At 71.8% G+C, this 23,726-nt stretch carries 23 protein-coding genes; 10 read left to right on the forward strand and 13 right to left on the reverse strand.

All coding sequences use genetic code 11. From position 1 onward, the window contains the following. Positions 1 to 129: 129 nt before the first annotated feature. Positions 130 to 1,350: a sensor histidine kinase gene (locus tag ACWCRJ_RS03720; protein ID WP_450938140.1), complete on the forward strand. Its 1,221-nt coding sequence runs from the start codon at positions 130 to 132 to the stop codon at positions 1,348 to 1,350. Positions 1,351 to 1,369: 19 nt separating this feature from the next. On the opposite strand, the gene ACWCRJ_RS03725 is transcribed toward ACWCRJ_RS03720, so the two are convergent. From ACWCRJ_RS03725 to ACWCRJ_RS03755, 7 genes are all read right to left on the reverse strand, one after another. Continuing rightward, positions 1,370 to 1,525, reverse strand: coding sequence for a hypothetical protein (locus ACWCRJ_RS03725; RefSeq protein WP_037627356.1), 156 nt, complete (start codon positions 1,523 to 1,525; stop codon positions 1,370 to 1,372). Between the two features lie 14 nt (positions 1,526 to 1,539). Further along, the gene (locus tag ACWCRJ_RS03730) at positions 1,540 to 3,495 is read right to left on the reverse strand and encodes a protein kinase domain-containing protein (protein WP_450937734.1); all 1,956 of its coding nucleotides are present in this window, start codon (positions 3,493 to 3,495) and stop codon (positions 1,540 to 1,542) included. 16 nt (positions 3,496 to 3,511) lie between these two features. Beyond that, positions 3,512 to 5,110: a DUF6777 domain-containing protein gene (locus ACWCRJ_RS03735; protein ID WP_450937735.1), complete on the reverse strand. Its 1,599-nt coding sequence runs from the start codon at positions 5,108 to 5,110 to the stop codon at positions 3,512 to 3,514. Between the two features lie 270 nt (positions 5,111 to 5,380). Beyond that, entirely contained in the window at positions 5,381 to 6,325 is a 945-nt protein-coding gene (locus tag ACWCRJ_RS03740) for a cytochrome c oxidase assembly protein (RefSeq protein ID WP_450937736.1), read from the reverse strand. 115 nt (positions 6,326 to 6,440) lie between these two features. After that, complete coding sequence (locus ACWCRJ_RS03745) at positions 6,441 to 7,466, reverse strand: 6-phosphofructokinase (RefSeq protein ID WP_450937737.1); 1,026 nt, start codon at positions 7,464 to 7,466, stop codon at positions 6,441 to 6,443. A 245-nt stretch (positions 7,467 to 7,711) separates the two neighbouring features. Beyond that, positions 7,712 to 8,443 (reverse strand): type 1 glutamine amidotransferase, encoded by a 732-nt coding sequence (locus tag ACWCRJ_RS03750; protein ID WP_046915874.1) that lies wholly within the window; start codon positions 8,441 to 8,443, stop codon positions 7,712 to 7,714. A gap of 48 nt (positions 8,444 to 8,491) precedes the next feature. Next, a complete protein-coding gene (locus ACWCRJ_RS03755) occupies positions 8,492 to 9,730 on the reverse strand; it encodes a Mur ligase family protein (protein WP_005475362.1) in 1,239 nt (412 codons plus the stop codon). Between the two features lie 152 nt (positions 9,731 to 9,882). Here ACWCRJ_RS03755 and def point away from each other — a divergent pair, with 152 nt between their 5' ends. Further along, positions 9,883 to 10,422: a peptide deformylase gene (gene def, locus ACWCRJ_RS03760; RefSeq protein ID WP_450937738.1), complete on the forward strand. Its 540-nt coding sequence runs from the start codon at positions 9,883 to 9,885 to the stop codon at positions 10,420 to 10,422. 120 nt (positions 10,423 to 10,542) lie between these two features. Here the strand turns inward: def and ACWCRJ_RS03765 are convergent, their stop codons facing one another. Then, the gene (locus tag ACWCRJ_RS03765) at positions 10,543 to 11,199 is read right to left on the reverse strand and encodes a TetR family transcriptional regulator (protein WP_450937739.1); all 657 of its coding nucleotides are present in this window, start codon (positions 11,197 to 11,199) and stop codon (positions 10,543 to 10,545) included. Between the two features lie 172 nt (positions 11,200 to 11,371). Between ACWCRJ_RS03765 and ACWCRJ_RS03770 the strand changes: the two genes are divergently transcribed. Together ACWCRJ_RS03770 and ACWCRJ_RS03775 are read left to right on the forward strand one after the other, a co-directional pair. Further along, entirely contained in the window at positions 11,372 to 12,598 is a 1,227-nt protein-coding gene (locus ACWCRJ_RS03770; protein ID WP_450937740.1) for an acyl-CoA dehydrogenase family protein, read from the forward strand. A 138-nt stretch (positions 12,599 to 12,736) separates the two neighbouring features. Then, positions 12,737 to 13,402: a thiaminase II/PqqC family protein gene (locus tag ACWCRJ_RS03775; RefSeq protein ID WP_450937741.1), complete on the forward strand. Its 666-nt coding sequence runs from the start codon at positions 12,737 to 12,739 to the stop codon at positions 13,400 to 13,402. 71 nt (positions 13,403 to 13,473) lie between these two features. On the opposite strand, the gene ACWCRJ_RS03780 is transcribed toward ACWCRJ_RS03775, so the two are convergent. From ACWCRJ_RS03780 to ACWCRJ_RS03800, 5 genes are all read right to left on the reverse strand, one after another. Beyond that, positions 13,474 to 13,710: a DUF6213 family protein gene (locus tag ACWCRJ_RS03780; protein WP_005475356.1), complete on the reverse strand. Its 237-nt coding sequence runs from the start codon at positions 13,708 to 13,710 to the stop codon at positions 13,474 to 13,476. 25 nt (positions 13,711 to 13,735) lie between these two features. Continuing rightward, positions 13,736 to 15,121: an NADP-dependent succinic semialdehyde dehydrogenase gene (locus tag ACWCRJ_RS03785; protein ID WP_450937742.1), complete on the reverse strand. Its 1,386-nt coding sequence runs from the start codon at positions 15,119 to 15,121 to the stop codon at positions 13,736 to 13,738. 65 nt (positions 15,122 to 15,186) lie between these two features. Next, entirely contained in the window at positions 15,187 to 15,654 is a 468-nt protein-coding gene (locus ACWCRJ_RS03790) for an NUDIX domain-containing protein (protein ID WP_450937743.1), read from the reverse strand. Beyond that, the gene (locus tag ACWCRJ_RS03795) at positions 15,651 to 17,189 is read right to left on the reverse strand and encodes an ATP-dependent DNA ligase (protein WP_450937744.1); all 1,539 of its coding nucleotides are present in this window, start codon (positions 17,187 to 17,189) and stop codon (positions 15,651 to 15,653) included. The genes ACWCRJ_RS03790 and ACWCRJ_RS03795 overlap by 4 nt, the downstream gene beginning before the upstream one ends. 139 nt (positions 17,190 to 17,328) lie before the next feature. Continuing rightward, a complete protein-coding gene (locus ACWCRJ_RS03800; protein WP_450937745.1) occupies positions 17,329 to 18,267 on the reverse strand; it encodes an NAD(P)/FAD-dependent oxidoreductase in 939 nt (312 codons plus the stop codon). 77 nt (positions 18,268 to 18,344) lie between these two features. Here ACWCRJ_RS03800 and ACWCRJ_RS03805 point away from each other — a divergent pair, with 77 nt between their 5' ends. The 6 genes from ACWCRJ_RS03805 (at position 18,345) to ACWCRJ_RS03830 (ending at position 23,653) form a co-directional block, all read left to right on the forward strand. Further along, positions 18,345 to 18,941 (forward strand): helix-turn-helix domain-containing protein, encoded by a 597-nt coding sequence (locus ACWCRJ_RS03805; RefSeq protein ID WP_450937746.1) that lies wholly within the window; start codon positions 18,345 to 18,347, stop codon positions 18,939 to 18,941. Positions 18,942 to 19,054: 113 nt separating this feature from the next. After that, a complete protein-coding gene (locus ACWCRJ_RS03810) occupies positions 19,055 to 20,032 on the forward strand; it encodes an NADPH:quinone oxidoreductase family protein (protein ID WP_450937747.1) in 978 nt (325 codons plus the stop codon). Next, complete coding sequence (locus ACWCRJ_RS03815) at positions 20,029 to 21,213, forward strand: acyl-CoA dehydrogenase family protein (protein WP_450937748.1); 1,185 nt, start codon at positions 20,029 to 20,031, stop codon at positions 21,211 to 21,213. Before ACWCRJ_RS03810 ends, ACWCRJ_RS03815 begins: the two co-directional genes overlap by 4 nt. Beyond that, positions 21,210 to 22,304 carry an acyl-CoA dehydrogenase family protein gene (locus tag ACWCRJ_RS03820; protein ID WP_450937749.1) on the forward strand — a complete coding sequence of 365 codons (1,095 nt, stop codon included), beginning with the start codon at positions 21,210 to 21,212 and terminating at the stop codon, positions 22,302 to 22,304. The genes ACWCRJ_RS03815 and ACWCRJ_RS03820 overlap by 4 nt, the downstream gene beginning before the upstream one ends. A gap of 183 nt (positions 22,305 to 22,487) precedes the next feature. Beyond that, positions 22,488 to 23,357, forward strand: a complete 870-nt coding sequence (locus ACWCRJ_RS03825; RefSeq protein ID WP_450937750.1) for a phosphatidylinositol-specific phospholipase C/glycerophosphodiester phosphodiesterase family protein — start codon at positions 22,488 to 22,490, stop codon at positions 23,355 to 23,357. 101 nt (positions 23,358 to 23,458) lie between these two features. After that, positions 23,459 to 23,653: a hypothetical protein gene (locus ACWCRJ_RS03830; RefSeq protein ID WP_450937751.1), complete on the forward strand. Its 195-nt coding sequence runs from the start codon at positions 23,459 to 23,461 to the stop codon at positions 23,651 to 23,653. Positions 23,654 to 23,726 lie beyond the last annotated feature (73 nt).

Genomic DNA, 23,726 nt, shown 5'->3' on the forward strand with positions numbered 1-23,726 from the left:
CGGGCTGCCAGGGCGGACCGGGCTGACAGGGCTGACAGGGCCGGCGGGGCCGGCACGAGGACCGGCGGAAGGGAACCCACGAGCGGTGAGCGGTGTACCAGTTGCGGGAGGTGAGCGATGAGCGCTGAAGTGACCGGGTTCCTCGCGGGGTTCTGCGTGGCCCTGCTCCCCGTGCTCGCGGCCGGGTTCTGGCTCGGCCGCCGTACGGCCCGCCCGCGCAACAGCCTCGGCGGCCTCGGCACGCCCGTCGAGCACGCCACCTTCCAGACCCTGCACACCGCCACCCTCGCCGCGCCCCCGCTGCGCGCCGGCCTCACCGAGGAGACCGCCCGAAGATCCGCCAAGCGGCTGCGCACCCTGCTCGGCACGGACGCGCTCTGCCTCACCGACCACGAGTCGGTCCTCGCCTGGGAGGGCGTGGCCGAACACCACCGCGCCGAGATCATGGGCAGGCTGGCGGGCCCCCTGGAGACCGGCCGCGGCGAGGCCTTCCCCCTGACCTGCGACATCCTCGACTGCCCGGTGCGCTGGGCCGTCGTCGCCCCCCTCACGGTCGACGACCGCGTCCACGGGGCACTCGTCGCCTGCGCGCCCCGCGAGTCCGCCGTCCTCGTGCGGGCGGCGGGCGAGGTGGCCCGCTGGGTCTCCGTCCAACTCGAACTGGCCGACCTCGACCAGTCCCGCACCCGCCTGATAGAGGCCGAGATCAAGGCTTTGCGCGCCCAGATCTCCCCGCACTTCATCTTCAACTCGCTGGCGGTGATCGCCTCGTTCGTCCGCACCGACCCCGAGCGTGCCCGTGAACTCCTGCTGGAATTCGCCGACTTCACCCGCTACTCGTTCCGCAGACACGGCGACTTCACCACCCTCGCCGACGAACTCCACGCCATCGACCACTACCTGGCGCTGGTCCGGGCCCGCTTCGGCGACCGGCTCTCGGTCACGCTCCAGATAGCCCCCGAGGTGCTCCCGGTCACCCTGCCCTTCCTCTGCCTCCAGCCCCTCGTGGAGAACGCGGTGAAGCACGGACTGGAAGGCAGGACAGTGCAGGCCGCCGGCAAGAGCCACATCAGCATCACGGCCCAGGACGCGGGAGCGGAGGCGCTCGTCGTCATCGAGGACGACGGCGTCGGCATGGAACCGGAGGTGCTCCGCCGCATCCTGGCCGGCGACAGCAGCCCCTCGGGCGGCATCGGCCTCAGCAACGTCGACGAGCGGCTGCGCCAGGTCTACGGCGACGACCACGGCCTCGTCATCGAGACCGCGGTCGGCGCGGGCATGAAGATCACCGCCCGGCTGCCCAAATACCAGCCGGGCGTACACCCGGACGGGGGAATTCCCCGGGCCTGAGGCTCACGGTGCGTGAGCCTCAGGTGCGCGACGCCACCATCCCCAGCGTCAGCAGGCCCAGGAAGACCCATCCGAACCACAGCCAGCCATTACTGCCGAGCGCCACCGAGTAGGCCGTCACCGCGACCAGCCCACCGACGGTGAGCACCCCCATGGCCTTCGTAGAACCGGGCATCGCAACACCCTTCCTCAGGCTTCTTCTCCCTCCATGGTGCCCCCACTACCGGAAATGACAGTGCAGACGACAAAATGCGCGCCCTTTTTCCAGCCGTCCTCGCTGATCCAGAAGCCGGAAGCGGTGACGCCGGGCTCATGGCCGTACTGCCGCGGCGGCAGGTTCTTCACACAGGCCGCGAGCGCTGTGTCCTGCGCCTTGTCGTACGTGATCCCGGGGCCCATCTCGTGGAAGCCGAGCACCTTCTGCCCATGACTGTCCTGGCAGGAGACCAGCCGGATCGTGTTGCCGGAGATCGGGTCGAGACAGTCCTGCTTCTGCAGCGTGGCCACGTCGGCGATGACCGTCTCTCCCACCGTCCGGTACGCGCCGAGCGGTCCGTAGACCGGCCTGCGCTCGCCCACCAGCAGACAGGCGACCCGATGCCGGGCGGCGTCGAACCCGTCGGCGGTCGGCAGGACGGCGTAGGTCCGGACGTCCACGAGCTTCTCGCGCGCCTCCACGGTGAGCTGCTCGCAGCGGTCGGCGCCGCCCGTCCTGGCGTCCTCGGCGGACGAGGCCTCGTAGGAGGCCATCACCTGGCCGTCCATCGTGCGCCCCGTGCAGGCGGGCACGAGCCGCAGCCGGGCGGCGTCCGAGAAGGGCGTGCCGGCCCAGGTGACGTCCACGCAGTCGCCGTCCTGCAACGGCTCCACCAGCCCCACGGCCGGCCCGTAGGGCAGCTCCGCGCTCAGGGTGTCACCGCTGCCGCCCAGTCCACTCGGGAGGTCCCTCAGGTTCTGCACGGCGGACCAGACCCCGCCGGCCACCAGCGCCAGCCCGAGGGCGGTGGCCACGCCCGCGAGGAGGGCCCGGCCACCGTGCCGCCGGGAGCGCCCGTCGGCGCCACCGGTCCGCCTGGGCCCGAGGCCCTGGTCCCCGGCGGACCGGTGCTCCGCCGGGGACCAGACGTCCTGCCTGCCGGGCGCCCCCGACGACGTGTTCCACGGTGTCTCGTGCGCGACCCCGGGGAGGACGGGAACCTCCGGCTCGGCGGTGTGCGAGGGCTCGTTCGCCCACTGCGGTCGTGAGCCGAGGCCGGGCGCGGGGCGGGGGTGGGCCTGGGGCGTGACGATCGCGGAGAGCGCCGCCTCGGTCTCGGCGGCGGTGATCCGGCGCACGGGGTCCTTGGCGAGCATGGCGGCCAGCACCGTCTCCAGCGCACCGGCCCGCCTCGTGGGCCGCGGGTCGTCCAGGACGATCGCGGTCAGCGCCGCGATCTCGGAGTCGCGGTCGAACGGCCCGTACCCCTCGACGGCGTGGTAGAGCGTGCAGCCCAGTGAGAACAGGTCGGACGCGGCGGTCGGCGGCCCGCCCTGCGCGCGCTCGGGCGCGAGGTAGGCGGCGGTCCCGACCAGGACGTGCGACCGCGTGTGGCGGGTCTCCTGGGTGTCGGGCTGGACGGAGATGCCGTAGTCGGTGAGGAGGACGCGGGCGTACGGCGATCCCGCGCGGTCCGGGGCGAGCAGGATGTTGGCCGGCTTGACGTCCCGGTGCATGATGCCGCGTTCGTGCCCGGCGGTCAGCGCGTCCAGTACGGCCAGCCCGATCCGGGCGCACTCGGCGGGCGGGAGGGCGCCGCGAAGGTCGACGAGCGCCTTCAGATCGAGGGCGCCCGGCACGTACTCCATGACGATCCACGGCAGCGCGTCGTGTTCCAGGACGTCGTGCACGGTGACCACGTTCGGGTGGGCGCGCAGCCCGGCGGCGTGCCGGGCCTCGGCGCGGGCCCGGGCCACCCGGGCCGTGCGCTCCCGCTCGGCCTCGCCCGGACTGCGGAACACGATCTCCTTGAGCGCCACCTCGCAGTCCAGCTGACGGTCGTGCGCCAGCCAGACATGGCCCATGCCGCCGCTGCCCAGCCGGTTCAGCAGGTGGTAGCGGTCGGCGATGATCCGGCCGACCCCCGACTCCGGTGCTTCTGAGTGCATCGGTCACTCCCGAGGTTCAGATCCGTACGGGCAGCTGGGCGGGGTCGTCGAGGGGGAGGCCCGGATTCCCCGGGTCGTCCGTCCCGCCCGCCGGGGCCGGGACCCCACCGAGCGGTTCCGGGTCGCTCGTCGCCGGTTGGTCGATGGGCGGGTCACTGTCCTCCGGAGGGGTGGGATCGGGGTCCGGCTCGGGCTCGGGAGGGGGCGGCGTTCTGCTCGACGTGGACGACTCGGGCGCCGAGGCGGGAGCGGACGGACTCGGCGGAGGATCGGGTTCCGGCACGGCCCTCTCGGACGATGTGGACGGCGACGGCACCAGCGTGGTGCCGCCCGTCGGCGGGGGAGCGACCGACTCGGGGGGTGACGATCCGCCGTCCGTCGACCCGGTGCCGGCCGACCCACCGCCCGACGACCCACCGCCCGTCGGGGAGGACTCCCCGCCCGACGGCGTCGTGTTCCCGTCCGTCGGCCTCGACCCGCTCTCCGACGGAGATCGGCCGGTCGACGAGTCGCCCGTCTCCGAGGGCTCGGTCGGCCCAGGCCTCGCGGCACCCGAGCCCGAGCCCGAGCCCGAGCTTGAGCCCGAGCTTGAGCCCGAGCCCGAGCCCGAGTCCGAGGGGCTCGCCCCGTCCCCGGAGTCTGTTTCCGACCCCGACCCCGACCCCGACCCCGACCCCGTTCCCGACGCGGGTCCCGAGTCCCCGGTGTCCTCCTCGGCCGTTCCGCCCGGCCGGTCCACCCGCAGGGTCACCGCGGCACCGAACTCCAGCTCGGTGCCCGGTCCGGGGCTGGACCCCGTCACCGGCGTGTCGCCCGGCGGCAGGGCGTCCCCGGCGACCGTGACCGCCAGCCCCTTGTCCGCCATGGCCGCGCTCGCCTCGTCGAAGGTCATCCCCCGCACCTGCGGCACGGCCTGCCGGGCCCGTGTGTCGAACGTCGTGTCGGACTCGCCCGTGGTGCCGACCTCACGGCTGATGCCCCGGCCCGGGTCCTCGACGTCGACGAGCTTGATCTCCTTGAGCTGCTCGGGGGCGGGTTCCACGACGACCATCCCGGACTTGTCGTAGCCCTTCCACTCCTTGTCGCCCGGGAACTTCACCTCGATGCGTGCGGGGTCGGCGTCGAACGCGCGGAGCGGATTTCCGCAACTGCACCTCACGGCGGGCAAACCCTGATCGTCGACCAGAACCGCGATACCGGCTTCCAGCAACGCGTCGAAGGGAACGGCTTTGCCCTTCTTGTAGTCGTGGTTCTTCACGAGGGTGTCGTGGCGCAGGAGAACAGGGGTGAGTTCGTCGAGATAACGTCCGATGCCGTCGACCTCGGTACCGGTGATGCGGGCCCATTCCTGAGCCTTTTTCTTGTTCTCCGGGGCGGTGAGGAAATCCTCCAGCTTGCGCACGTCGCAGACCTTGGGCTTCTGTGTGCCCCCGTACAGGCCGGGCGCGTTGCCCTGCTGCAGACCGCTGTGCGGCTCCAGGGGCGTCAGCCGGGGTTCGTCCCGGCCGAGCCGTTCGCCCTCGTCGAAGAAGGGGGCGAGGGACGCGACCCCCGCGGCCACCGCCTTCACCGCGAGCAGGGACGGGGCCGAGTCGCCGCAACCGCCGAGGACCATCGCGCCGACGAGAAGGACGGCGATCCGCCGGGCAGTCGATTTCCCCGTAATTCGTAAGCGTGTTCGTAAGTGTAAAAGTGTGCGCGTCGGTAAGCATGTGTTGATTGTCATGACCGCTCCCCCCGGCGGTTTCCCCTGTCACCCCGCGGAACGGAAGCGGGGCTCAGGCATCATGCTACTGAAAGGAAAAGCCTTTTGGTCAAGGGGAATTGGGGAGTAGGGCGGTCCCGGGGTCGAACAAAAGAATGGGGCCCCACGGAGGATTGCGGCTCAGCGACCGCGTGCGTCGAGTGAGGCGAGATAGGCGTTGTACGCCTCGAGTTCCTTGTCGCCGTCCCTGTCGGCCGCGCGGTCCATGCGCCGGGCCTGCCGCTGCTCGGAGCCGTACCACTGGAAGAGGAGTGCGAGCAGTACGAGCACCGAGGGGATCTCGCTGAACGCCCAGGCGATCCCGCCGGCCGCGTTCTGGTCGGCGAGGGCGTCGATGCCGAGGGAGGCGGACGGGTTCTCGTACGTCTTCACCATCGGTGTGGACGCCATCATCAGCGCGATGCCGAAGAACGCGTGGAACGGCATGCCGGCGAACAGCTCCAGCATCCGCATCAGGTAGCCGGGGCGGTGCGGGCCGGGGTCCACGCCCATGATCGGCCAGAAGAAGAACAGGCCCACCATCAGGAAGTGGGTCATCATCACGATGTGTCCGAGGGTCGACCCCATCAGGAAGTCGAAGATCGGGGTGAAGTACAGCCCGTACAGGCTCGCGATGAACATCGGGATCGTGAACGCGGGGTGCGTGACGATCTTCATGTACCAGCTGTGCAGGAACATCAGCAGCAGCTCGCGGAGCCCCTTGCGGCCCCTCCCCGCCACAGGCAGCGCCCGCAACGCCAGCGTGACCGGCGCCCCGAGCAGCAGCATGATCGGCGCCACCATGCTGATGACCATGTGCTGGACCATGTGCACGCTGAACATGACCATGCCGTAGTCGTTGAGTCCGGTGCACGTCACCAGCATCACCAGCAGCACACCCGTGACGTAGGCGACGGTCCGCCCCACCGGCCACTTGTCCCCGCGCCGCACGAGCCGCACGACGCCCCAGCCGTAGAGGGCCAGCCCCACCAGGCAGGCGACGAGGAAGAACGGGTCGGCCGACCACGCGAGCCCCCGCCCCAGGGTGAAGGGCAAAAGCCCCGTACCGTGCCCGCTGTGGTCCATCCGCCGGCTCCTGCTTCGTGGGGGGTTGTGCTGTCTGTCCGCCCCCAGACTAGAACCGCCCCCGGTCGCGATCACGACCGGGGGCGTACCTCACTCCTGAACCCTCAGCGGCCCGCTAGAGCACGCACTCCGCCTCGTCGTACCGCTCCTCCGGCACCGTCTTCAGCGTCTCCACGGCCTCGGCGAGCGGCACCATCACGATGTCGGTGCCCCGCAGCGCGGTCATGTTCCCGAACTCTCCCCGGTGCACGGCCTCCACCGCGTGCCACCCGAACCGCGTGGCGAGCACCCGGTCGTACGCGGTCGGCGTCCCGCCGCGCTGCACATGTCCGAGGATCACCGGCCGTGCCTCCTTGCCGAGGCGCTGCTCCAGCTCGACCGAGAGCTGCCGCGCGATCCCCGCGAAGCGCTCGTGACCGTAGATGTCCTTGCCGCCCTCGTCGAAGTCCATCGACCCGGCCCTGGGCTTCGCACCCTCCGCCGCGACGACGATCGCGAACCGCTTGCCCGCCGAGAACCGCTGGGCGACCTTCGCGGTCAACTCCTCGATGTCGAAGGGCCGTTCCGGTACGACGATGGCGTGCGCGCCGGCCGCCATGCCGGAGTGGAGCGCGATCCAGCCGGTGTGGCGGCCCATGACCTCCACGACCAGGACCCGCTGGTGGGACTCGGCGGTCGTCTTCAGCCGGTCCAGGGCCTCCGTGGCCACACCGACGGCCGTGTCGAAGCCGAAGGTGACGTCCGTGACCGCGATGTCGTTGTCGATGGTCTTCGGCACACCCACGACGGGCAGACCGCTGTCCGACATCAGCCGGGCCGCCTTGAGCGTGCCCTCACCGCCGATGGGGATGATCGCGTCGAGTCCCAGCTCCTCGACATGGCTCTTGGCCCGCGCCACACCGTCGCGCAGATGCGAGGGCTGGACCCGGGAGGAACCGAGGATCGTGCCGCCCCGGGCCAGGATGCCGGCCACCGCGTCCAGGTCGAGCTTGAGGTAGTCGCACTCCAGCAGGCCTTTCCAGCCGTCCCGGAAGCCGATGACCTCGTCGCCGTGGTCGACGACGGCGCGGTGCACGACGGACCGGATGACGGCGTTCAGTCCGGGACAGTCGCCGCCGGACGTGAGGACACCAATGCGCATAGCCCGAATACCTTCTCGACGTGGGCCGGGTACCGGACCACGCTGTCCGGCTGGAATCCCCGCCACCCTACCGGCGGCGGGGGGCCCGGCCGTAGCGGGCGTCCGCCTGCTGGACGCCCCCGCACAGGTGAGCGGAGCCCTGGTCAGACGGGCTTTCACACATGAGCGGGGGCGCTATCGGACGGGCTTTCGTACGGGCACTGAGGAACCGTTTCTGAGGAGCCTCGGCGTCCGGCCGTGACCTGCTAGGCGGGCTGCTGCTGGGCGGAGGAGATGCGCTCGTCGCGCAGCGCCTCGAACCAGCGGTCGTCGGTCGGCGGCAGCGCGTTCACGTCCAGTGCCAGCTTCAGCAGCAGGTCCGCGATCTGCGGGTTCCGCGCCAGCACCGGCCCGTGCATGTACGTGCCGAAGACGGTGTCGTTGTACGCGCCCTCCGTGCCGTCGCCCGTGCCGTTGCCCTTGCCGAGCCGCACGTTCGCGAACGGGCGGGCGGTGGGGCCGAGGTGCGTGACGCCCTGGTGGTTCTCGAACCCGGTGAGCTGGGGCAGGCCGAGGCGCGGGTCGATGTCCGCGAGGACGTCGCCGACGCACCGCTCGCCCTCGCCGCGGGTCGTGGTCACGTCGAGCAGGCCGAGGCCCGGCTCGCGCTGGCCGAGGTCGTTGACGAACTCGTGGCCGAGGATCTGGTAGCCCGCGCAGACCGCGAAGACGATCGCGCCGTTGTTGATCGCCTGGTACAGATGCCGGTCCCGGCGCAGCCGCTCGGCGGCGAGCCGCTGCGGACGGTCCTCGCCGCCGCCGATCAGGTAGATGTCGCCGGAGGTCGGGATCGGCTGGTCGCTGCGCACGTCCAGCCGGGCCACGTCCAGGCCGCGCTGCCGCGCCCGGCGCTCGACGACGAGGACGTTGCCCTGGTCGCCGTAGGTGCTGAGCAGGTCCGGGTAGACCCAGACGACCCGCAGACTGTTGTCGCTCATGAAAGTCGGTGCCCCTCGGAGTCGTTGGCGTCGTTCGTCTTAGCGTGCTCAGTTGCCCACGCGGCGGCGCAGGTCCTGGAACGCGGTGTAGTTGGCGATGACCTCGATCCGGCCCGGCGGGCACATCTGCACCGCCTGGTCGAGGGTGTCGCAGACCTGGAAGTGCTGGTTCGCCACCTCCAGGCGCACCGCGAGGTCGAGCTTGCGGTCGCCCAGCACGAAGATCGGGTGGCCGGTCAGCCGGGTGTAGTCGACGTCCCACAGCCAGGAGGTGTCGGTGCCGTCGGCGCCGCGCGCGTTCACCGAGAGGATCACCGGCGACGGCGGCGGGTCGATCAGCGAGAACGTCTCCAGCCAGCCCGCCGGGTTCTTGGCGAGCAGCAGCCGCAGGTCGCGCTGCATGAACTGCACCACGTCGTACCGTCCGGCGACCGCCTGGACCTGGTACATGCGTTCCAGGGCGACCTGCGGGGGCACACCGAAGACGGCGGCCGTGGCGGCCGAGGAGGCGGCGTTGGCCTTGTTGGCGCGGCCCGGGAGCTGCAGGTGGATCGGCCAGGCCGAGCCGTGCGGGTCCAGGACGTGGTCGCCGGAGAGCGCCCAGCTCGGCGTCGGGCGGCGGAAACCGCACTCGCCGCAGAACCAGTCGTCGCCGGGCCGCTGCATCACACCGCCGCAGGACGGGCAGGACCAGGCGTCGTCCTTCCACATCTGGCCGACCGCGACCCAGATCACGTTCGGGGACGACGAGGCCGCCCACACGATCAGCGGGTCGTCGCAGTTGGCCACGACCACGGCCTTGGTGCCGGCCAGGCCCTCCCGCCACGCCTCCGCCATCATGCGGGTCTCGGCGGCACGGTCCAGCTGGTCGCGGGAGAGGTTGAGCAGCGCGATGCACTTGGGGTCGGTGTCCCGCGCCACGCCGGCCAGATACTTCTCGTCGACCTCGATGACCGCGAACTTCGCGTCCGAGTTCCCGGCGAGTGCCGAGGTGATGCCCGCGGGCATGTTGGCGCCGAGCGCGTTCGAGACGACCGGGCCCGCGGCCCGCAGCGCCTCGGCGATCAGCCGGGTCGTGGTGGTCTTGCCGTTGGTGGCCGAGACCAGGACGACGTCCAGGCTCTGCGCGAGCCGGGCGAGGAGGTCGGGGTCGAGTTTCAGTGCCACCCGGCCGCCGATCACAGATCCGCTACCGCGTCCCGCGGCACGAGATGCCGCCGCGACCGCCTTGCCCGCCGTCACGGCCAGCTTGGCCCGCGGCGTGAGCGGGTCCGAGTTGCCTGCCATCAGTTCTCGATCCTCCTTGCGTACAGCGCCGCGCCCTGTCCCGGCAACGTGTGGACCGAAGCCTATCGAGATCCACTCACGCGCCCGAATCTCGACCGGGCCGTCCCAGCGTCCGGACCGGCGATATCGGGTCCGAACGTACCCTTGCGACCATGCGAAGCGGCTCGATTCCCGGCGCCCGAGGGCGCGTTCTCCCCATGACACTGCTCGGGGACCCCGTATTGCAGGCGCCCTGTGAAGAGGTGACGGAGTTCGGGCCCGAACTGGCGCGCCTTGTGGAGGATATGTTCGCGACGATGTACGACGCGCGGGGCGTGGGTCTTGCCGCGAACCAGGTGGGCCGGGCGCTTCGGGTGTTCGTATACGACTGTCCGGACGACGAGGACGTACGGCATCTGGGTCATGTCGTGAATCCCCGGCTCGTCTCGACCGAGGGGATCGTACTGCGGGGGCCCGAGGGCTGTCTGTCCCTGCCGGGCCTGGAGGCGGGTGTGGAGCGGTACGACGAGGCCGCCGTGGAGGGGTTCACGGTGGACGGGGACCGGGTGCGGGTGTGGGGGAGCGGGTTCTTCGCGCGGTGCCTCCAGCACGAGTGCGATCATCTCGAGGGCCGGGTGTATGTGGACCGGCTGTCGGGGTGGCGTCGGCGGCGGGTGATGCGGAAGGCCGCCCGGGCGTCGTGGGGGCGGTGATCCCGTCGGCGGGTGCCGGTTCATCGAGGCTGGTCGCGCCCACGCGGCGGAGCCGTACATCGATACAGCCCCACGCCCCTGACGGCGCGCGTCCACCAGCCGTGCCGAGATAGGGGGCCTCTAGAAACCCGGGCCGCCGACCTTGTCGCCCGCGGCCGCCAGGCGGCCCCACAGCAGGTCGGCCAGGCAGCTGACCAACTCGGCCCGGGTACAGGGGCGTTCGCCGAGCCACCAGTCTCCCGCCGCGTGCATCATGCCGACGATGCCGTGACCCCAGACGCGGGCCAGCCGGTGGCTGTCGGGGCCGAGATCGAGGCGGTCCTCTATGACCTTGCCGAGTTCCTCGCCCATGCGGCGCAGGAGGGGGGCGGAATGCCTGCCGACGTCGAAGCCGTGGTCGCCGGGCTGGTCGCCCGGCTGGCCGGCCTCGGCGGGGTGCATGAGGAAGCGGTACACCTGGGGGCGGGCCTCGATGGCCGCCAGATAGGTGTCGAGGGTCGCCTCGACCCGCTCCCGCCGCTCCGCCGGGGCGTCCAGCGCGGCCCGCAGGGCGTCGAGGAGGGCGTCGGTGTGGCGCTGGGCGAGAGCGGCGTAGAGTCCGCTCTTGTCGCCGAAGTGGCGGTAGAGGATCGGCTTCGTGATGCCGGCCTCGGCGGCGATGGCGTTCATCGACGCTCCGGGGCCGTCGCGGAGCACCACCCTGTCCGCGGCCTCCAGCAGCTCGCGCCGACGACGGTCGGCGGACCGCTCCTGGTCGGTCCGCTGCGTGGTGTCCATGAGTCTCTCCCCCACATGCTGATGACGGTGACGCCTGCGCAAAGTAACACTGATTGGCACGAGCCGATCGAACGGGCTACCGACCCCGGCGCGGGAGTTGACTTTTCCTACCGACCGGTAACAGACTCCAGTTACCGCAGGTAACATCTTAGTGCAGTGCTGGAGGCGCGTCATGGCCGAGTTCACCATGGAACTCAACGAGGAACAGCGAGAGGTCCGCGACTGGCTCCACGGGTTCGCCGCCGATGTCATCCGCCCCGCGGCCGCCGAGTGGGACGAGCGCGAGGAAACCCCCTGGCCGGTGATCCAGGAGGCCGCCAAGGTCGGCATCTACTCCCTCGACTTCTACGCCCAGCAGTACTTCGACCCCACCGGCCTCGGCATCCCCATGGCCATGGAGGAGCTGTTCTGGGGAGACGCGGGCATCGCCCTGTCCATCGTCGGCACCGGCCTCGCCGCCGTGGGCGTCCTCGCCAACGGAACCGAGGAGCAGATCGGCACCTGGATCCCCCAGATGTACGGGGACGCCAACGATGTCAAGGTCGCCGCGTTCTGCTCCTCCGAGCCCGACGCCGGTTCCGACGTGGCGTCCATGCGCACGCGCGCCGTGTACGACGAGGCCAAGGACGAGTGGGTCCTCAACGGCACCAAGACCTGGGCGACCAACGGCGGCATCGCCAACGTCCACGTCGTCGTCGCCGTGGTCGACGCCGACCTCGGCTCCAAGGGGCACGCCTCCTTCATCGTCCCGCCGAACACGACCGGTCTGTCGCAGGGCCAGAAGTTCAAGAAGCACGGCATCCGCGCCTCCCACACCGCCGAGGTCGTCCTGGAGGACGTGCGCGTCCCCGGTTCCTGCCTCCTCGGCGGCAAGGAGAAGCTCGACGAGCGCCTGGCGCGGGCCCGCGAGCGGGCGAAGGCCGGCGGTGAGCGGGTGAAGAACGCGGCGATGGCCACGTTCGAGGCGTCCCGCCCCGCGGTGGGCGCGATGGCGGTGGGCACCGCCCGTGCCGCGTACGAGGTCGCCCTCGACTACGCCAAGACCCGTGAGCAGTTCGGCCGGCCCATCATAGACAACCAGGGCGTCGCCTTCCAGCTCGCTGACATGCGGACGTCCGTGGACGCGGCGCGGCTGCTGGTGTGGCGGGCGTCCTGGATGGCGATCAACGGCAGGCCGTTCACAGCGGCCGAGGGGTCGCAGTCGAAGCTGTTCGCGAGTGAGACGGCGAAGAAGGTCACGGCGCAGGCGCTGCAGATCCTCGGTGGAAATGGTTACACCCGTGAGTACCCGGTCGAGCGGATGCACAGGGACAGCGCCATCTACACGATCTTCGAGGGCACGAGTGAGATCCAGCGCTTGGTGATCGCTCGGACCTTGTCGGGCATGCCCATTCGGTAGGGCCGCAGGAGAGCGGTGCCGGGCGGACCGCGGGAGCGTCGTTGTCGCTCGCGCCGTTCCCCGCGCCCCTGACGGGGCGCTGCCGTCGTGGGAGAGTCGACAGGAGAGTGGCGACACCGACGCGACGAACGGGAGCGCATGATGACGGGGACGGCCGTACGTCTGCTGGAGAGCACCGCCGCGAAACTCGCCGCCGGCCCTGATGCCAACCCCCTGTTGCCCCTGATCGCCTCCGGTGGGGCCGGCCTCGGCACCCTCGCCGTACTTGCCCTGGAACAGCGGCTCGTCATCGCCGCCGACCTGCGGTCCTTCCGCCATCTGGCCGAGCGGTCGGCCGTCGAGGAGCCTGACAGCGCCCCCTTCTTCGCGATGCTCGCGGAGGGGGAGGCGGTGGCGGCGCAGGCGCTCGGGGCGTACGCCGAGGCGTGCGGGGTGGACGCGGAGCGGAGCGCGGCGTACGAGCCGCTGCCCGGCTGCCAGGCCTACCCGTCGTACGTCGCCCGGCTCGCCCTGGGCGCGGCGCCGGCTGACGTGGTGCTCGCCCTGAGCGCCAACTTCGCCTCCTGGGGCGGCTACTGCGCGACGATCTCGAAGGCTCTCCGCGACCACTACGGCTTCACCGACGAAGCCCGCGCCTTCTTCGGCTTCTTCGCCGAGCCGGCACCGGAACTGGAGGAGCGGGCGAGGGCTGCGGTGCAGGCGGGGTTGGACGCCGGACGGATCAGCGAGAACCGGGCGCACGCCTACGGCCGACTGCTGCAGGGGTACGAGTCGATGTTCTGGACCACGCTGGCGCGCCCCTGAAAGGGCGCGGGGAACCGCGCGATCAGCCACGGACGACCCGCAGTCGGCGTACGACCCCTTCAGCGCCGTCCCTAGCCGGAGGCGCCGCCGCTGCTGTGCGCGATGCACGCCACGTCGATGCGGTCCGCAAGCTTCGCCAGTTCGATCGTCAGCGCCGCCACCGTGTCCTCGTCGAGTTCCTCACCCGCCTCCACCAGGTGCAGCCACCGGCCGCCCACCGTCCGCAGCAGCTTGCTCACATCGGCCGCAGACACCTGCAGGTTCCCGCGGTCGTCGACGATCAGAGGCAGAGTCACTTCGCGGTTCACAACGGGGATGGTAACCGCGGAACGCTCACGCCCCGTGCCACACGGTGGTGATGTTGCAGAACTCCCGGATCCCGTGTCCGGACAGCTCACGCCCGTAACCGGACCGCTTGACCCCGCCGAACGGGAACGCCGGGTGGGAGGCGGTCATGCCGTTGACGTAGACCGCGCCCGCGTCCAGGTCCCGGACGAACCGTTCGACCTCGGCGGAGTCCTCGGTCCACACGTTGGAGCTGAGCCCGAAGGGCGTGTCGTTGGCGATCGCGATCGCTTCGTCGAGGTCGGCGACCCGGTACAGGGTGGCCACCGGGCCGAACGTCTCCTCCTGGTGGACGCGCATCTCGGGGGTGATGTCGGCGAGGACGGTCGGCGGGTAGAACCAGCCGGGCCCGTCGGGGCGTTCGGCGCCGCACAGCACGGTGGCGCCGCTCTCCACGGCCTCGTCGACCAGCTCCTCCAGGTCCTCGCGGCCCCGCTCGCCGGAGAGCGGGCCGACGTCGGTGTCCTCGTCCAGCGGGTCGCCCACCTTCAGCGCCCGCATGGCCTCCACGAACCGCTCGGTGAAGGCGTCGTACACGTCGGCGTGCACGATGAACCGCTTGGCGGCGATGCACGACTGGCCGGCGTTCTGCACCCGGGCCGTCACGGCGGTCCTCGCCGCCTTCTCGATGTCGGCGGACGGCATCACCACGTACGGGTCGCTGCCGCCCAGTTCCAGGACCGTCTTCTTGACCTCGTCCCCGGCGACCGAGGCGACGGCCCGGCCGGCGGGCTCGCTGCCGGTGAGGGTCGCGGCCTTCACCCGCGGATCGCGCAGGATGTCCTCGATGGCGCCCGAGCCGACGAGCAGTGTCTGGAAGCAGCCCTCCGGGAAACCCGCCCGCCGGAAGAGGTCCTCCAGGTAGAGCGCGGTCTGCGGGACGTTGGAGGCGTGCTTGAGCAGGCCCACGTTGCCGGCCATCAGGGCGGGCGCGGCGAAGCGGATCACCTGCCAGAGCGGGAAGTTCCACGGCATCACGGCGAGCACCGGGCCGAGCGGCCGGTAGCGGACCAGGACCCGGGAGGCGCCAGAGTCCTTCACGTCGGCGGCTGAGGGCTCCACGTCGGTGAGCAGCACCTCGGCGTGGTCGGCGTACCAGCGCATCGCCTTGGCGCACTTGGCGGCCTCGGCGCGGGCCTGCTTGACCGGCTTGCCCATCTCGGTCGTCATCACCCTGGCGACGTCCTGGGTGTCCTCGTCCAGGAGGTCGGCGGCCCGGCGCATCAGCCGGGCGCGTTCCGCGAAGGACGTCGTCCGGTACGTACGGAACGTGGCGTCGGCGGTGGCGAGGCGGTGTTCGACCTCCTCCTCGCCGAGGGCGTCGTAGGTCTTGAGCGTCTCGCCGTTCGCCGGGTTGACCGTGGCGATGGGCATGGCTGGCCTCCTGCGTGGGCTGTCCTTCGACCTTCCCGCGCGGCGGCGCACGCCGCAACGCGGACTCAGTCCGAGTGCTCCGTGAGACGGTCGAGAAACTCCGCCTGCGCCGGGACGAGCACGGCCCGGGCCCGTTCGACGGTGAGCCACTCCACGCGGTCCAGCTCCGGGAACTCCTGGATCAGCCCCGACCTCGGCGGCCACTCCATGCGGAAGGTGCCCGGTACGACGGTCGCGGGGTCGAGGTCCGCCTCGATCGCCCAGACCGTGACGATCTTGCCGTTCTTCTGCTGGACCTCGCCGAGGGGTACGGCCTCCCCGTCGGGCGGCGCCAGCCCCAGCTCCTCCTGGAACTCCCGGCGGGCCGCGTCCCAGGCGGGCTCGTCCGGCTCGTACTCGCCCTTCGGCACGCTCCAGGCGCCCGCGTCCCTGTGCGCGAAGTACGGGCCGCCCATGTGGCCGAGCAGGACCTCGACGCCGTGCTCGGTGCGGCGGTGCAGCAGCAGGCCGGCGCTGCGCTTGGGGGTGGTCAACGCGTCACCTCGGGGTGTGCGGCGAGCAGGGTCTCGACCGTATCGGCTTCCGCGGGGGTCTTGTCGTCGCGATAGCGGATCACGCGGGCGAAGCGGAGGGTGACGCCGGCCGGGTAGCGGGTGGAGCGCTGCAGCCCGTCGTAGGCGATCTCGACGACGAGTTCGGGCCGTACGGTCACGCCCCAGCGGTGCTCCGCCACGGCCAGCTCCGTCAGCCGTTCGGTCTGCCAGGCCAGCAGGGCGTCGGTCATGCCCTTGAAGGTCTTGCCGAGCATGGCGAAGGAGCCGTCGGCGGTGCGGGCGCCGAGGTGGAGGTTGGAGAGCCTGCCCGTGCGGCGGCCGTGGCCCCACTCGGCGGCCAGGACCACCAGATCGAGGGTGTGCACCGGCTTGACCTTCAGCCAGGACGCGCCGCGCCGGCCCGCGCTGTAGGGGGCGTCGAGGGCCTTCAGGACGACACCCTCGTGGCCGCGTTCCAGGGTGTCGGCGAGGAAGCGCTCCGCCTCGGGCAGGTCGTCCGGGCCTGCGACGAGGGTGCGGCGGACCCGCATGGGCTCGGGGGCGAGGCGGGCGAGTACGGCGTGGCGGTCGGTGAAGGGGAGGTCGAGGAGGTCCTGGCCGTCCACCGAGAGCGCGTCGAAGAAGACCGGCGAGACGGGGATCTGTTCGGCGGCCGTCGTCACGTCCAGGCGGGAGCCGACGCGCCCGGCGGTCTCCTGGAAGGAGCGGGGGCGGCCGGTCTCGTCGAACGCGATCACCTCTCCGTCCAGGATGAACCGTTCGCCCCGCAACTCCAGCGCGGCGGCGGTGAGTTCGGGCAGTCGGTCGGTGATGTCGTCCAGGGTGCGGGTGTACAGACGGACGTCTCCGCCGTCGCGGTGGACCTGGACGCGGATGCCGTCCAGCTTCTCCTCGACCGCGCACACGCTCAGTTTCGCCACGGCCTCCGCGACGGAGGACGCGCTGTGCGCGAGCATCGGCAGGACGGGGCGGCCGACCGTGAGCCGGAACTCCGCGAGGGCCGACGGGCCTTCCGCGAGCAGGGCCCGGGCCACGGTCTGCAGCGAACCTGCCAGCATCACCGCCCGCCGTACGTCGCCCGCGGGCGCGCCGGTGGCTCCGGCCAGGCCCTCCACGGCCAGTGCGTCCAGGGCGCCCTGGCGGACCTCGCCGGTGAGCAGGCCGAACAGGTAGCGCTGCTCGTCCTCGGTGGCCGCCGTCAGCAACTCGCCGACCAGGCGCCTGCGTTCGGTCTGCGAACCGGGGCCGGAGACCGCGCCGATCACCGTCAGCCGGGCGTCGACCTCCCGGACCGTGAGGGTGGGGGTGGCGGCCGGTGGGATCTGCTGGTCGAGGACCTTCCAGCCGACGCCCAGGCGGCCCTGGGGCAGGCGGCCCGCGAGGTAGGGGATGACGATCGGTGCGTCCGCCTCCTCGGCGTCCCGGAAGAGGTCGGCGAGCAGGGCCGTCTTGCGGGACCGGGCCGAGGTGGCGGCGATCTCTTGCGACACGCGGGCGAGCCGGGCGAAGAGCATGGGGCCATGGTCCTACGGAGTTCCGCCGGGCGCCTACGGGGGAGGGGGTGTGGTGGCGGGTGCGGGTGAGTGGGGCTTCTCGCGCGGTTCCCCGCGCCTCTTGAGGCGACGGCCCTTCGGGCTGATCCCTCACGCCCGGCTATCGCGGGGGCGCCGCGTCCAGGTCCGCCATCAGGAGGTCTCCGTTGATCGTCGCGCCTGCTCGGTAGCCGGAGGAGGCCGCGTTGACGACCTGTTCGGAGAAGCCCGTCGCGTTGCCGACGGCCCAGACACCCGGGACCGTGGTCCGGCCCGTCGGGTCGATGACCGGATAGGCGCCGAAGGGGGTGTCGTCCAGGTCGGCGCCCAGTTTCTCCAGCAGGCCGGTCTGTGGCACCGGCCGGGGCGCGGTGAAGAGCACCGAGCGGGCGTGGGTCGAGCCGTCGGTGAGCCTGACGCCGGTGAGGTGGTCGTCCTCGACGACCAGGCCCGCCACCCGCCCGGGGACCACCGACACCCCGGCGGCCGCGAGACGGCGCAGGTCGTCGGCGGAGAGGTCGCTCTCGGCGACCTCGTGCAGGAACAGGGTCACGTCCTTGGACCACTGGGAGACCATCAGGGCCTGGTGAACGCTCATCGGGGTCGTGGCGAGGACGCCGAAAGGCTGGTCGCGGACCTCCCAGCCGTGGCAGTACGGGCAGTGCAGGACGTCCCGGCCGAAGCGTTCGGCGACGCCGGGGACGGCCGGGAGTCCGTCCTTGAGGCCGGTGGCGACGACCAGGCGCCGGGCGCCCACGGCACGTCCGCCGGCGAGGGTCACGGTGAAACTCCCGCCGTCGTCGTTCCGGGTCACGTCCACCGCCCGGCCCCGGACCAGCTCGACGCCGTAGCGGGCGATCTCCTCCCGGCCGACGGCCAGGAACTCCGCCGGTGGCATCCCGTCCCGCGACAGAAAGCCCTGCATGTGCGCGGCGGGCGTGTTGCGGGGCTCGCCCGCGTCGACGACCAGTGTGTGCCGCCGGGCCCGGCCGAGGACCAGGGCGGCGGAGAGCCCCGCCGCGCCGCCGCCGATGACGATCACTTCGTACTGCTGGGTCATGGTGACCACCTCCACCACGACGGTCGCCCGTACAGCGGCACATTGACAAATGGCTTTGCCGAAACTGCAATAGCGGGATGAGTGACACGAGTGCGGACGCGAGCGGCACGGACGAGGTCCTGGCGGGGGTCGGGCCCCGGCTGCGGCGGATCCGGAAGGAGCGGGAGGCGACGCTGGCCGGGCTGTCGGAGGCCACCGGCATCTCGGTGAGCACGCTGTCGCGGCTGGAGTCGGGGCTGCGCAAGCCCAGCCTGGAGCTGTTGTTGCCGATCGCGCGGGCCCACCAGGTGCCGTTGGACGAGCTGATCGGGGAGCCGTCGGTCGGTGACCCCCGGGTGCGGTCGAAGCCGATCCAGCGGCACGGGCGGACGTACTGGCCGCTGACCCGGCAGCCGGGCGGCCTCCAGGCCTTCAAGGTGCTCGTGCCCCAGTCCAGGCAGGAGCCGGAACCGCGCTCGCACGAAGGCTACGAGTGGCTGTATGTGATGTCCGGCGAACTGCGGGTCGTGCTCGGCGACCATGATGTGGTGATGGTCGCCGGGGAGGCCGCCGAGTTCGACACCCGGGTCCCGCACTGGTTCGGATCGACGGGGGAGGGGCCGGTGGAGTTCCTCAGCCTGTTCGGACCCCAGGGGGAGCGGATGCACGTACGGGCGCGGCCCGCGCGTGCGTGACGCACGCTACTCCTCCGCGACGGTTCCCCGGAGGGCAAGCGACCGCTTAGTATGCATGCGACAGTCGACCCCGGTCCGACGAAGACGTCCGAGGCAGTCCGTGGAGGCATCGCATGCAGGCATGGCAAGTGCACGAGAACGGCGAGCCGGGCGAGGTGATGCGGCTCCAGGACGTGGAGCGGCCCACGCCCGGTGACGGCCAGGTCCTGCTGAAGGTGCGCGCCGCGAACATCAACTTCCCCGACGCCCTGATGTGCCGCGGGCACTACCAGGTCAGGCCGCCGCTGCCGTTCACGCCCGGTGTGGAGATCTGCGGGGAGACCGAGGACGGCCGCCGGGTCATCGCCAACCCGGCCCTGCCGTACGGCGGTTTCGCCGAGTACGCGGTCGCCGACGCCGCCGCGCTGCTGCCCGCCCCCGAGGCGCTGGACGACGCCGAGGCGGCGGCCCTGCACATCGGCTACCAGACGGCCTGGTTCGCTCTGCACCGCCGGGCCCGCCTCGAAGCGGGGGAGACCCTGCTCGTCCACGCTGCCGCGGGAGGGGTCGGCAGCGCGGCCGTGCAGCTCGGCAAGGCGGCCGGGGCCACGGTCATCGGTGTCGTCGGCGGCGCCGGCAAGGCGGCCGTGGCCCGGGAGCTGGGCTGTGACGTGGTGGTCGACCGGCGGAGCGAGGACGTCGTCTCCGCCGTGAAGGCGGCCACCGGAGGCCGGGGCGCGGACGTGATCTACGACCCCGTGGGCGGCGAGGCCTACACGCAGTCGACCAAGGTCGTCGCCTTCGAGGGACGCATCGTGGTCGTCGGCTTCGCCGGCGGGACGATCCCCAGCCCCGGCCTCAACCACGCCCTCGTCAAGAACTACTCGATCCTCGGCCTGCACTGGGGCCTGTACAACACCAAGAACCCGAAGCTGGTCCAGCACTGCCACGAACAGCTCACCGAGCTGGCGGCCCGGGGCGTCGTCAAGCCGCTGGTGAGCGAGCGCGCGCCGCTGGACGGGGCCGCGGCCGCCGTGCAGCGCGTCGCGGACGGCGTCACCACGGGCCGGGTCGTCGTCGTACCCGCGCTGGAGAACGGAGCCGCCGCATGACCGACGCAGCCGACCTCAGGCGCCGCACGGCCGAGTTGCTGGCCGCGTATCCGCCCGCCACGACGGACCGCCTGGACTTCCTGCGCGCCCGCTTCGACGCCGGACTCGCCTGGGTGCACTACCCCGAGGGTCTCGGCGGACTCGGCGCCCCGCGCTCCCTGCAGGCCGTGGTGGACGCGGACCTGGAGGCCGAGGGCGCCCCCGACAACGACCCGCGCCGTATCGGCATCGGCCTCGGCATGGCCGCGCCCACGATCCTCGCCTACGGCACCGAGGAGCAGAAGCGGACGTTCCTGCGCCCGCTGTGGACGGGTGAGGAGGTCTGGTGCCAGCTGTTCAGCGAGCCCGGCGCCGGCTCCGACCTCGCCGCGCTCGGCACCCGAGCCGTCCGGGAGGGCGACGGCGACTGGGTCGTCAACGGGCAGAAGGTCTGGACCTCCAGCGCGCACGTCGCCCGCTGGGCCATCCTCATCGCCCGCACCGACCCGGACGTGCCCAAGCACCGGGGCATCACCTACTTCCTCTGCGACATGACCGACCCCGGCATCGAGGTCCGGCCGCTGCGCCAGGTGACCGGCGAGGCCGAGTTCAACGAGGTGTTCATCACCGACGTCCGCATCCCGGACTCCCGTCGCCTCGGAGACGTCGGCGACGGCTGGAAGGTCGCGCAGACCACGCTCAACAACGAGCGCGTCGCCATCGGCGGCATGCGGCTGCCCCGTGAAGGCGGCATGATCGGCCCGGTCGCCAGGACCTGGCGCGAACGCCCCGAACTGCGCACCCACGACCTCCACCAGCGGCTGTTGAAGCTCTGGGTCGAGGCCGAGGCCGCCCGGCTCACCGCCGAGCGGCTGCGCCAGCAGCTCGTCGCCGGACAGCCCGGCCCCGAGGGCGCCGGCATGAAGCTCGCCTTCGCCCGCCTCAACCAGGAGATCAGCGGCCTGGAGGTGGAACTCCGGGGCGAGGCAGGGCTCTTGTACGACGACTGGAGCATGCGGCGCCCCGAGCTGGTCGACTTCGTCGGCCGCGACGCCGGTTACCGCTACCTCCGCTCCAAGGGCAACAGCATCGAGGGCGGGACCACCGAGGTCCTGCTGAACATCGTGGCCGAGCGCGTCCTGGGCCTGCCCGGTGAACCGCGCACCGACAAGGACGTCGCCTGGAAGGACCTGTCCCGATGACGACACAGCGCACGCAGCCCGATCTCTTGTACTCGGAGGAGGAGGAAGCCCTCCGCGCGGCCGTCCGCGACCTGCTGGCCGACCACTGCGACGCGGCGGGCGTGATAGCACGCGCCGAGTCGGACGCGCCGCACGACATCGCCACGTGGAAGGCCCTCGCGGGGACGATGGGCCTCGCGGGGCTGCTCGTGCCGGAGGAACTGGACGGTCAGGGTGCCACCCATCGCGAAGCGGCGGTCGTGCTGGAGGAGTTGGGACGTGCGGTCGCGCCGGTTCCCTATCTGACCAGTGCGGTCGTCGCCACCGAGGCCCTGCTGGAGTGCGGCGCCGACGACCTCCTCTCCCAGCTGGCCTCCGCGACGGCGATCGGCGCCCTGGCGGTCTCGCTGAGCGTGCCCGCGGGCAGCGCCTACAAGGTCGTACGGTACGAGGGCGGCGCCCTGCACGGGGAGTTGACGGGCATCGCCGACGCGGCCGTCGCCGATGTGCTGCTGGTGCCCGCCGACGACGGCGGCCTGTACGCGGTGGACGCCTCCGCCGTGACCGTCACCCCGCAGGTGTCCCTGGACCTCACCCGACCGCTGGCGACGGTGACGCTGGACGGCGCCCCGGGCCGGCTCCTCGGCGACGCCGAGCCCGCCGTCCGCCGGGCCCTGCGCGCCGGCGCCGGGCTGCTGGCCTCCGAGCAGTTCGGCCTCGCCGAGTGGACGCTGACCGAGACGGTCCGCTACCTCAAGGAACGCAAGCAGTTCAACCGGCCCGTCGGCGGCTTCCAGGCGCTCAAGCACCGCCTCGCGCAGCTCTGGCTGGAGGTCGTCAACCTGCGGGCGGCCGCCCGGAACGCGGCCGACCAGCTCGCCACCGGAAGCGACGACGCCGACCTCGCGGTGGCCGTCGCCCAGGCCTTCGCCGCGCCCGTGGCCGTCCACGCGGCCGAGGAGGCGCTGCAGTTGCACGGCGGGATCGGCATGACCTGGGAGCACCCGGTCCACCTGTATCTGAAGCGGGCGAAGGCCGACTCGATCGCCTACGGCACCGCGGGCGCCCACCGGGCCGCGCTGGCCGGACTGGTCGACCTCCAGGCCCCCTGACGCAACGTCCGGGAGAAGCCCGGAAAGCCCGTCCCGCCAGGGGCGGGCTTTCCGCCGTGCGCGCGGTGGCGCGGATGAACGAACGACGGCGGTCCGGCCAACTCCCCGCACGGCACTGCTCGTCCGCCCTCCCGGCTCGCATACTCGCAGGGTCCGCAACCGGCCCCACCCGGGAGGCAGAACATGGCCCTCACCACCCGCCGCAGAGCCCTCACCACCCTCGGCGCCGCCCTCGCGGGCACGGTCGCCCTGCCCGCCACGAGCGCCCTGGCCGGCGAACGCGGTCACCGCCCGCGCCCGTTGTGGCGGGCCCACGCGCACAACGACTACGAGCACCCGCGCCCCCTCCTCGACGCCCTCGACCACCGCTTCGGCAGCGTCGAGGCGGACGTCTTCCTCGTCGACGGCCAACTCCTCGTCGCCCACGACCCGGCCGGCCTCGACCCCGCACGCACCCTCGAATCCCTCTACCTCGACCCGCTCGCCGCCCGGGTCCGCGCCCTCGGCGGTTCGGTGTACCGGGGGCATCGCAGGCCGTTGCACCTGCTCATCGACATCAAGACCGAGGGCTCGTCCACGTACCTCGCACTCGACCGGCAACTGCGGCGCCACCGGCACCTGTTCACCACGTACGCGCACGGTCGGGTGTACCCGGGCGCGGTGACGGCCGTGGTCTCCGGGGACCGGGCCGCCCGGCCGCCCATGGAGGCGCAGTCCGTGCGGCGTGCCTTCTACGACGGACGGCTCACCGATCTCGACGCCGCCGCGCCCGCGCCGGCCACGTTCGTCCCCCTGATCTCCGACAACTGGACCCTCAACTTCACCTGGCGGGGCGTCGGTCCGTTCCCCGAGGCCGAGCGCGCGAAGCTGCGTCGGATCGTCGCGACGGCCCACGGGCGGGGACAGCGGGTGCGGTTCTGGGCGACGCCCGATCTGGCGGGCCCGGCCCGGGACGCGGTGTGGGGTGAGCTGGTCGCGGCGGATGTCGACCACCTCAACACGGATGACCTCGCGGGGCTCGCGGCGTTTCTGGACGCTCGCGGGTCGGTGTAGACCACTCGTTCGGCGGACACGTCAGCCGCACGGACGAATGCTCCTTTACGCCACACTTACGGCCGAATGCCGCGAAGTGGGCGTGGCGGAGGAGGTTGACGATGACCATTTCCCTCTCTGTGGTCGTGCTGCTCGTGATCCTGACGGTGGTCTTTCTGCGCAACGGTGCGTTGAAGGTGTCGCATGCGGTGGTGTGTGTGCTGCTGGGGTTCTCGATGGCCGGTACGAGTCTGGGGCCGACGATCCACAACGGGTTGACGGCTACTGCGGAGATCGTGAGCAGCGTGGAGCCGTGAGCGGGGGTGGGGGCGAGGGCGGCGTCGCGGGGGCTCCTGACAGCTCGGGGGCGCGGGACCGTCGCACACCCGA

This window comes from Streptomyces sp. NPDC002324, assembly GCF_053593335.1.

Bases quoted from the DNA above. Each gene is read 5' to 3' on its own strand.
- ACWCRJ_RS03805 (WP_450937746.1), top strand. From the start codon at position 18,345: ATGAGTGACACGAGTGCGGACGCGAGCGGCACGGACGAGGTCCTGGCG.
- ACWCRJ_RS03795 (WP_450937744.1), bottom strand. From the start codon at position 17,189: ATGCTCTTCGCCCGGCTCGCCCGCGTGTCGCAAGAGATCGCCGCCACC.
- ACWCRJ_RS03785 (WP_450937742.1), bottom strand. From the start codon at position 15,121: ATGCCCATCGCCACGGTCAACCCGGCGAACGGCGAGACGCTCAAGACC.
- ACWCRJ_RS03825 (WP_450937750.1), top strand. From the start codon at position 22,488: ATGGCCCTCACCACCCGCCGCAGAGCCCTCACCACCCTCGGCGCCGCC.
- ACWCRJ_RS03775 (WP_450937741.1), top strand. From the start codon at position 12,737: ATGATGACGGGGACGGCCGTACGTCTGCTGGAGAGCACCGCCGCGAAA.
- ACWCRJ_RS03730 (WP_450937734.1), bottom strand. From the start codon at position 3,495: ATGCACTCAGAAGCACCGGAGTCGGGGGTCGGCCGGATCATCGCCGAC.
- ACWCRJ_RS03740 (WP_450937736.1), bottom strand. From the start codon at position 6,325: ATGGACCACAGCGGGCACGGTACGGGGCTTTTGCCCTTCACCCTGGGG.
- ACWCRJ_RS03820 (WP_450937749.1), top strand. From the start codon at position 21,210: ATGACGACACAGCGCACGCAGCCCGATCTCTTGTACTCGGAGGAGGAG.
- ACWCRJ_RS03755 (WP_005475362.1), bottom strand. From the start codon at position 9,730: ATGGCAGGCAACTCGGACCCGCTCACGCCGCGGGCCAAGCTGGCCGTG.
- ACWCRJ_RS03770 (WP_450937740.1), top strand. From the start codon at position 11,372: ATGGCCGAGTTCACCATGGAACTCAACGAGGAACAGCGAGAGGTCCGC.
- def (WP_450937738.1), top strand. From the start codon at position 9,883: ATGCGAAGCGGCTCGATTCCCGGCGCCCGAGGGCGCGTTCTCCCCATG.
- ACWCRJ_RS03830 (WP_450937751.1), top strand. From the start codon at position 23,459: ATGACCATTTCCCTCTCTGTGGTCGTGCTGCTCGTGATCCTGACGGTG.
- ACWCRJ_RS03810 (WP_450937747.1), top strand. From the start codon at position 19,055: ATGCAGGCATGGCAAGTGCACGAGAACGGCGAGCCGGGCGAGGTGATG.
- ACWCRJ_RS03750 (WP_046915874.1), bottom strand. From the start codon at position 8,443: ATGAGCGACAACAGTCTGCGGGTCGTCTGGGTCTACCCGGACCTGCTC.
- ACWCRJ_RS03765 (WP_450937739.1), bottom strand. From the start codon at position 11,199: ATGGACACCACGCAGCGGACCGACCAGGAGCGGTCCGCCGACCGTCGT.
- ACWCRJ_RS03725 (WP_037627356.1), bottom strand. From the start codon at position 1,525: ATGCCCGGTTCTACGAAGGCCATGGGGGTGCTCACCGTCGGTGGGCTG.
- ACWCRJ_RS03800 (WP_450937745.1), bottom strand. From the start codon at position 18,267: ATGACCCAGCAGTACGAAGTGATCGTCATCGGCGGCGGCGCGGCGGGG.
- ACWCRJ_RS03735 (WP_450937735.1), bottom strand. From the start codon at position 5,110: ATGGTCCTCGGCGGTTGCGGCGACTCGGCCCCGTCCCTGCTCGCGGTG.
- ACWCRJ_RS03745 (WP_450937737.1), bottom strand. From the start codon at position 7,466: ATGCGCATTGGTGTCCTCACGTCCGGCGGCGACTGTCCCGGACTGAAC.
- ACWCRJ_RS03815 (WP_450937748.1), top strand. From the start codon at position 20,029: ATGACCGACGCAGCCGACCTCAGGCGCCGCACGGCCGAGTTGCTGGCC.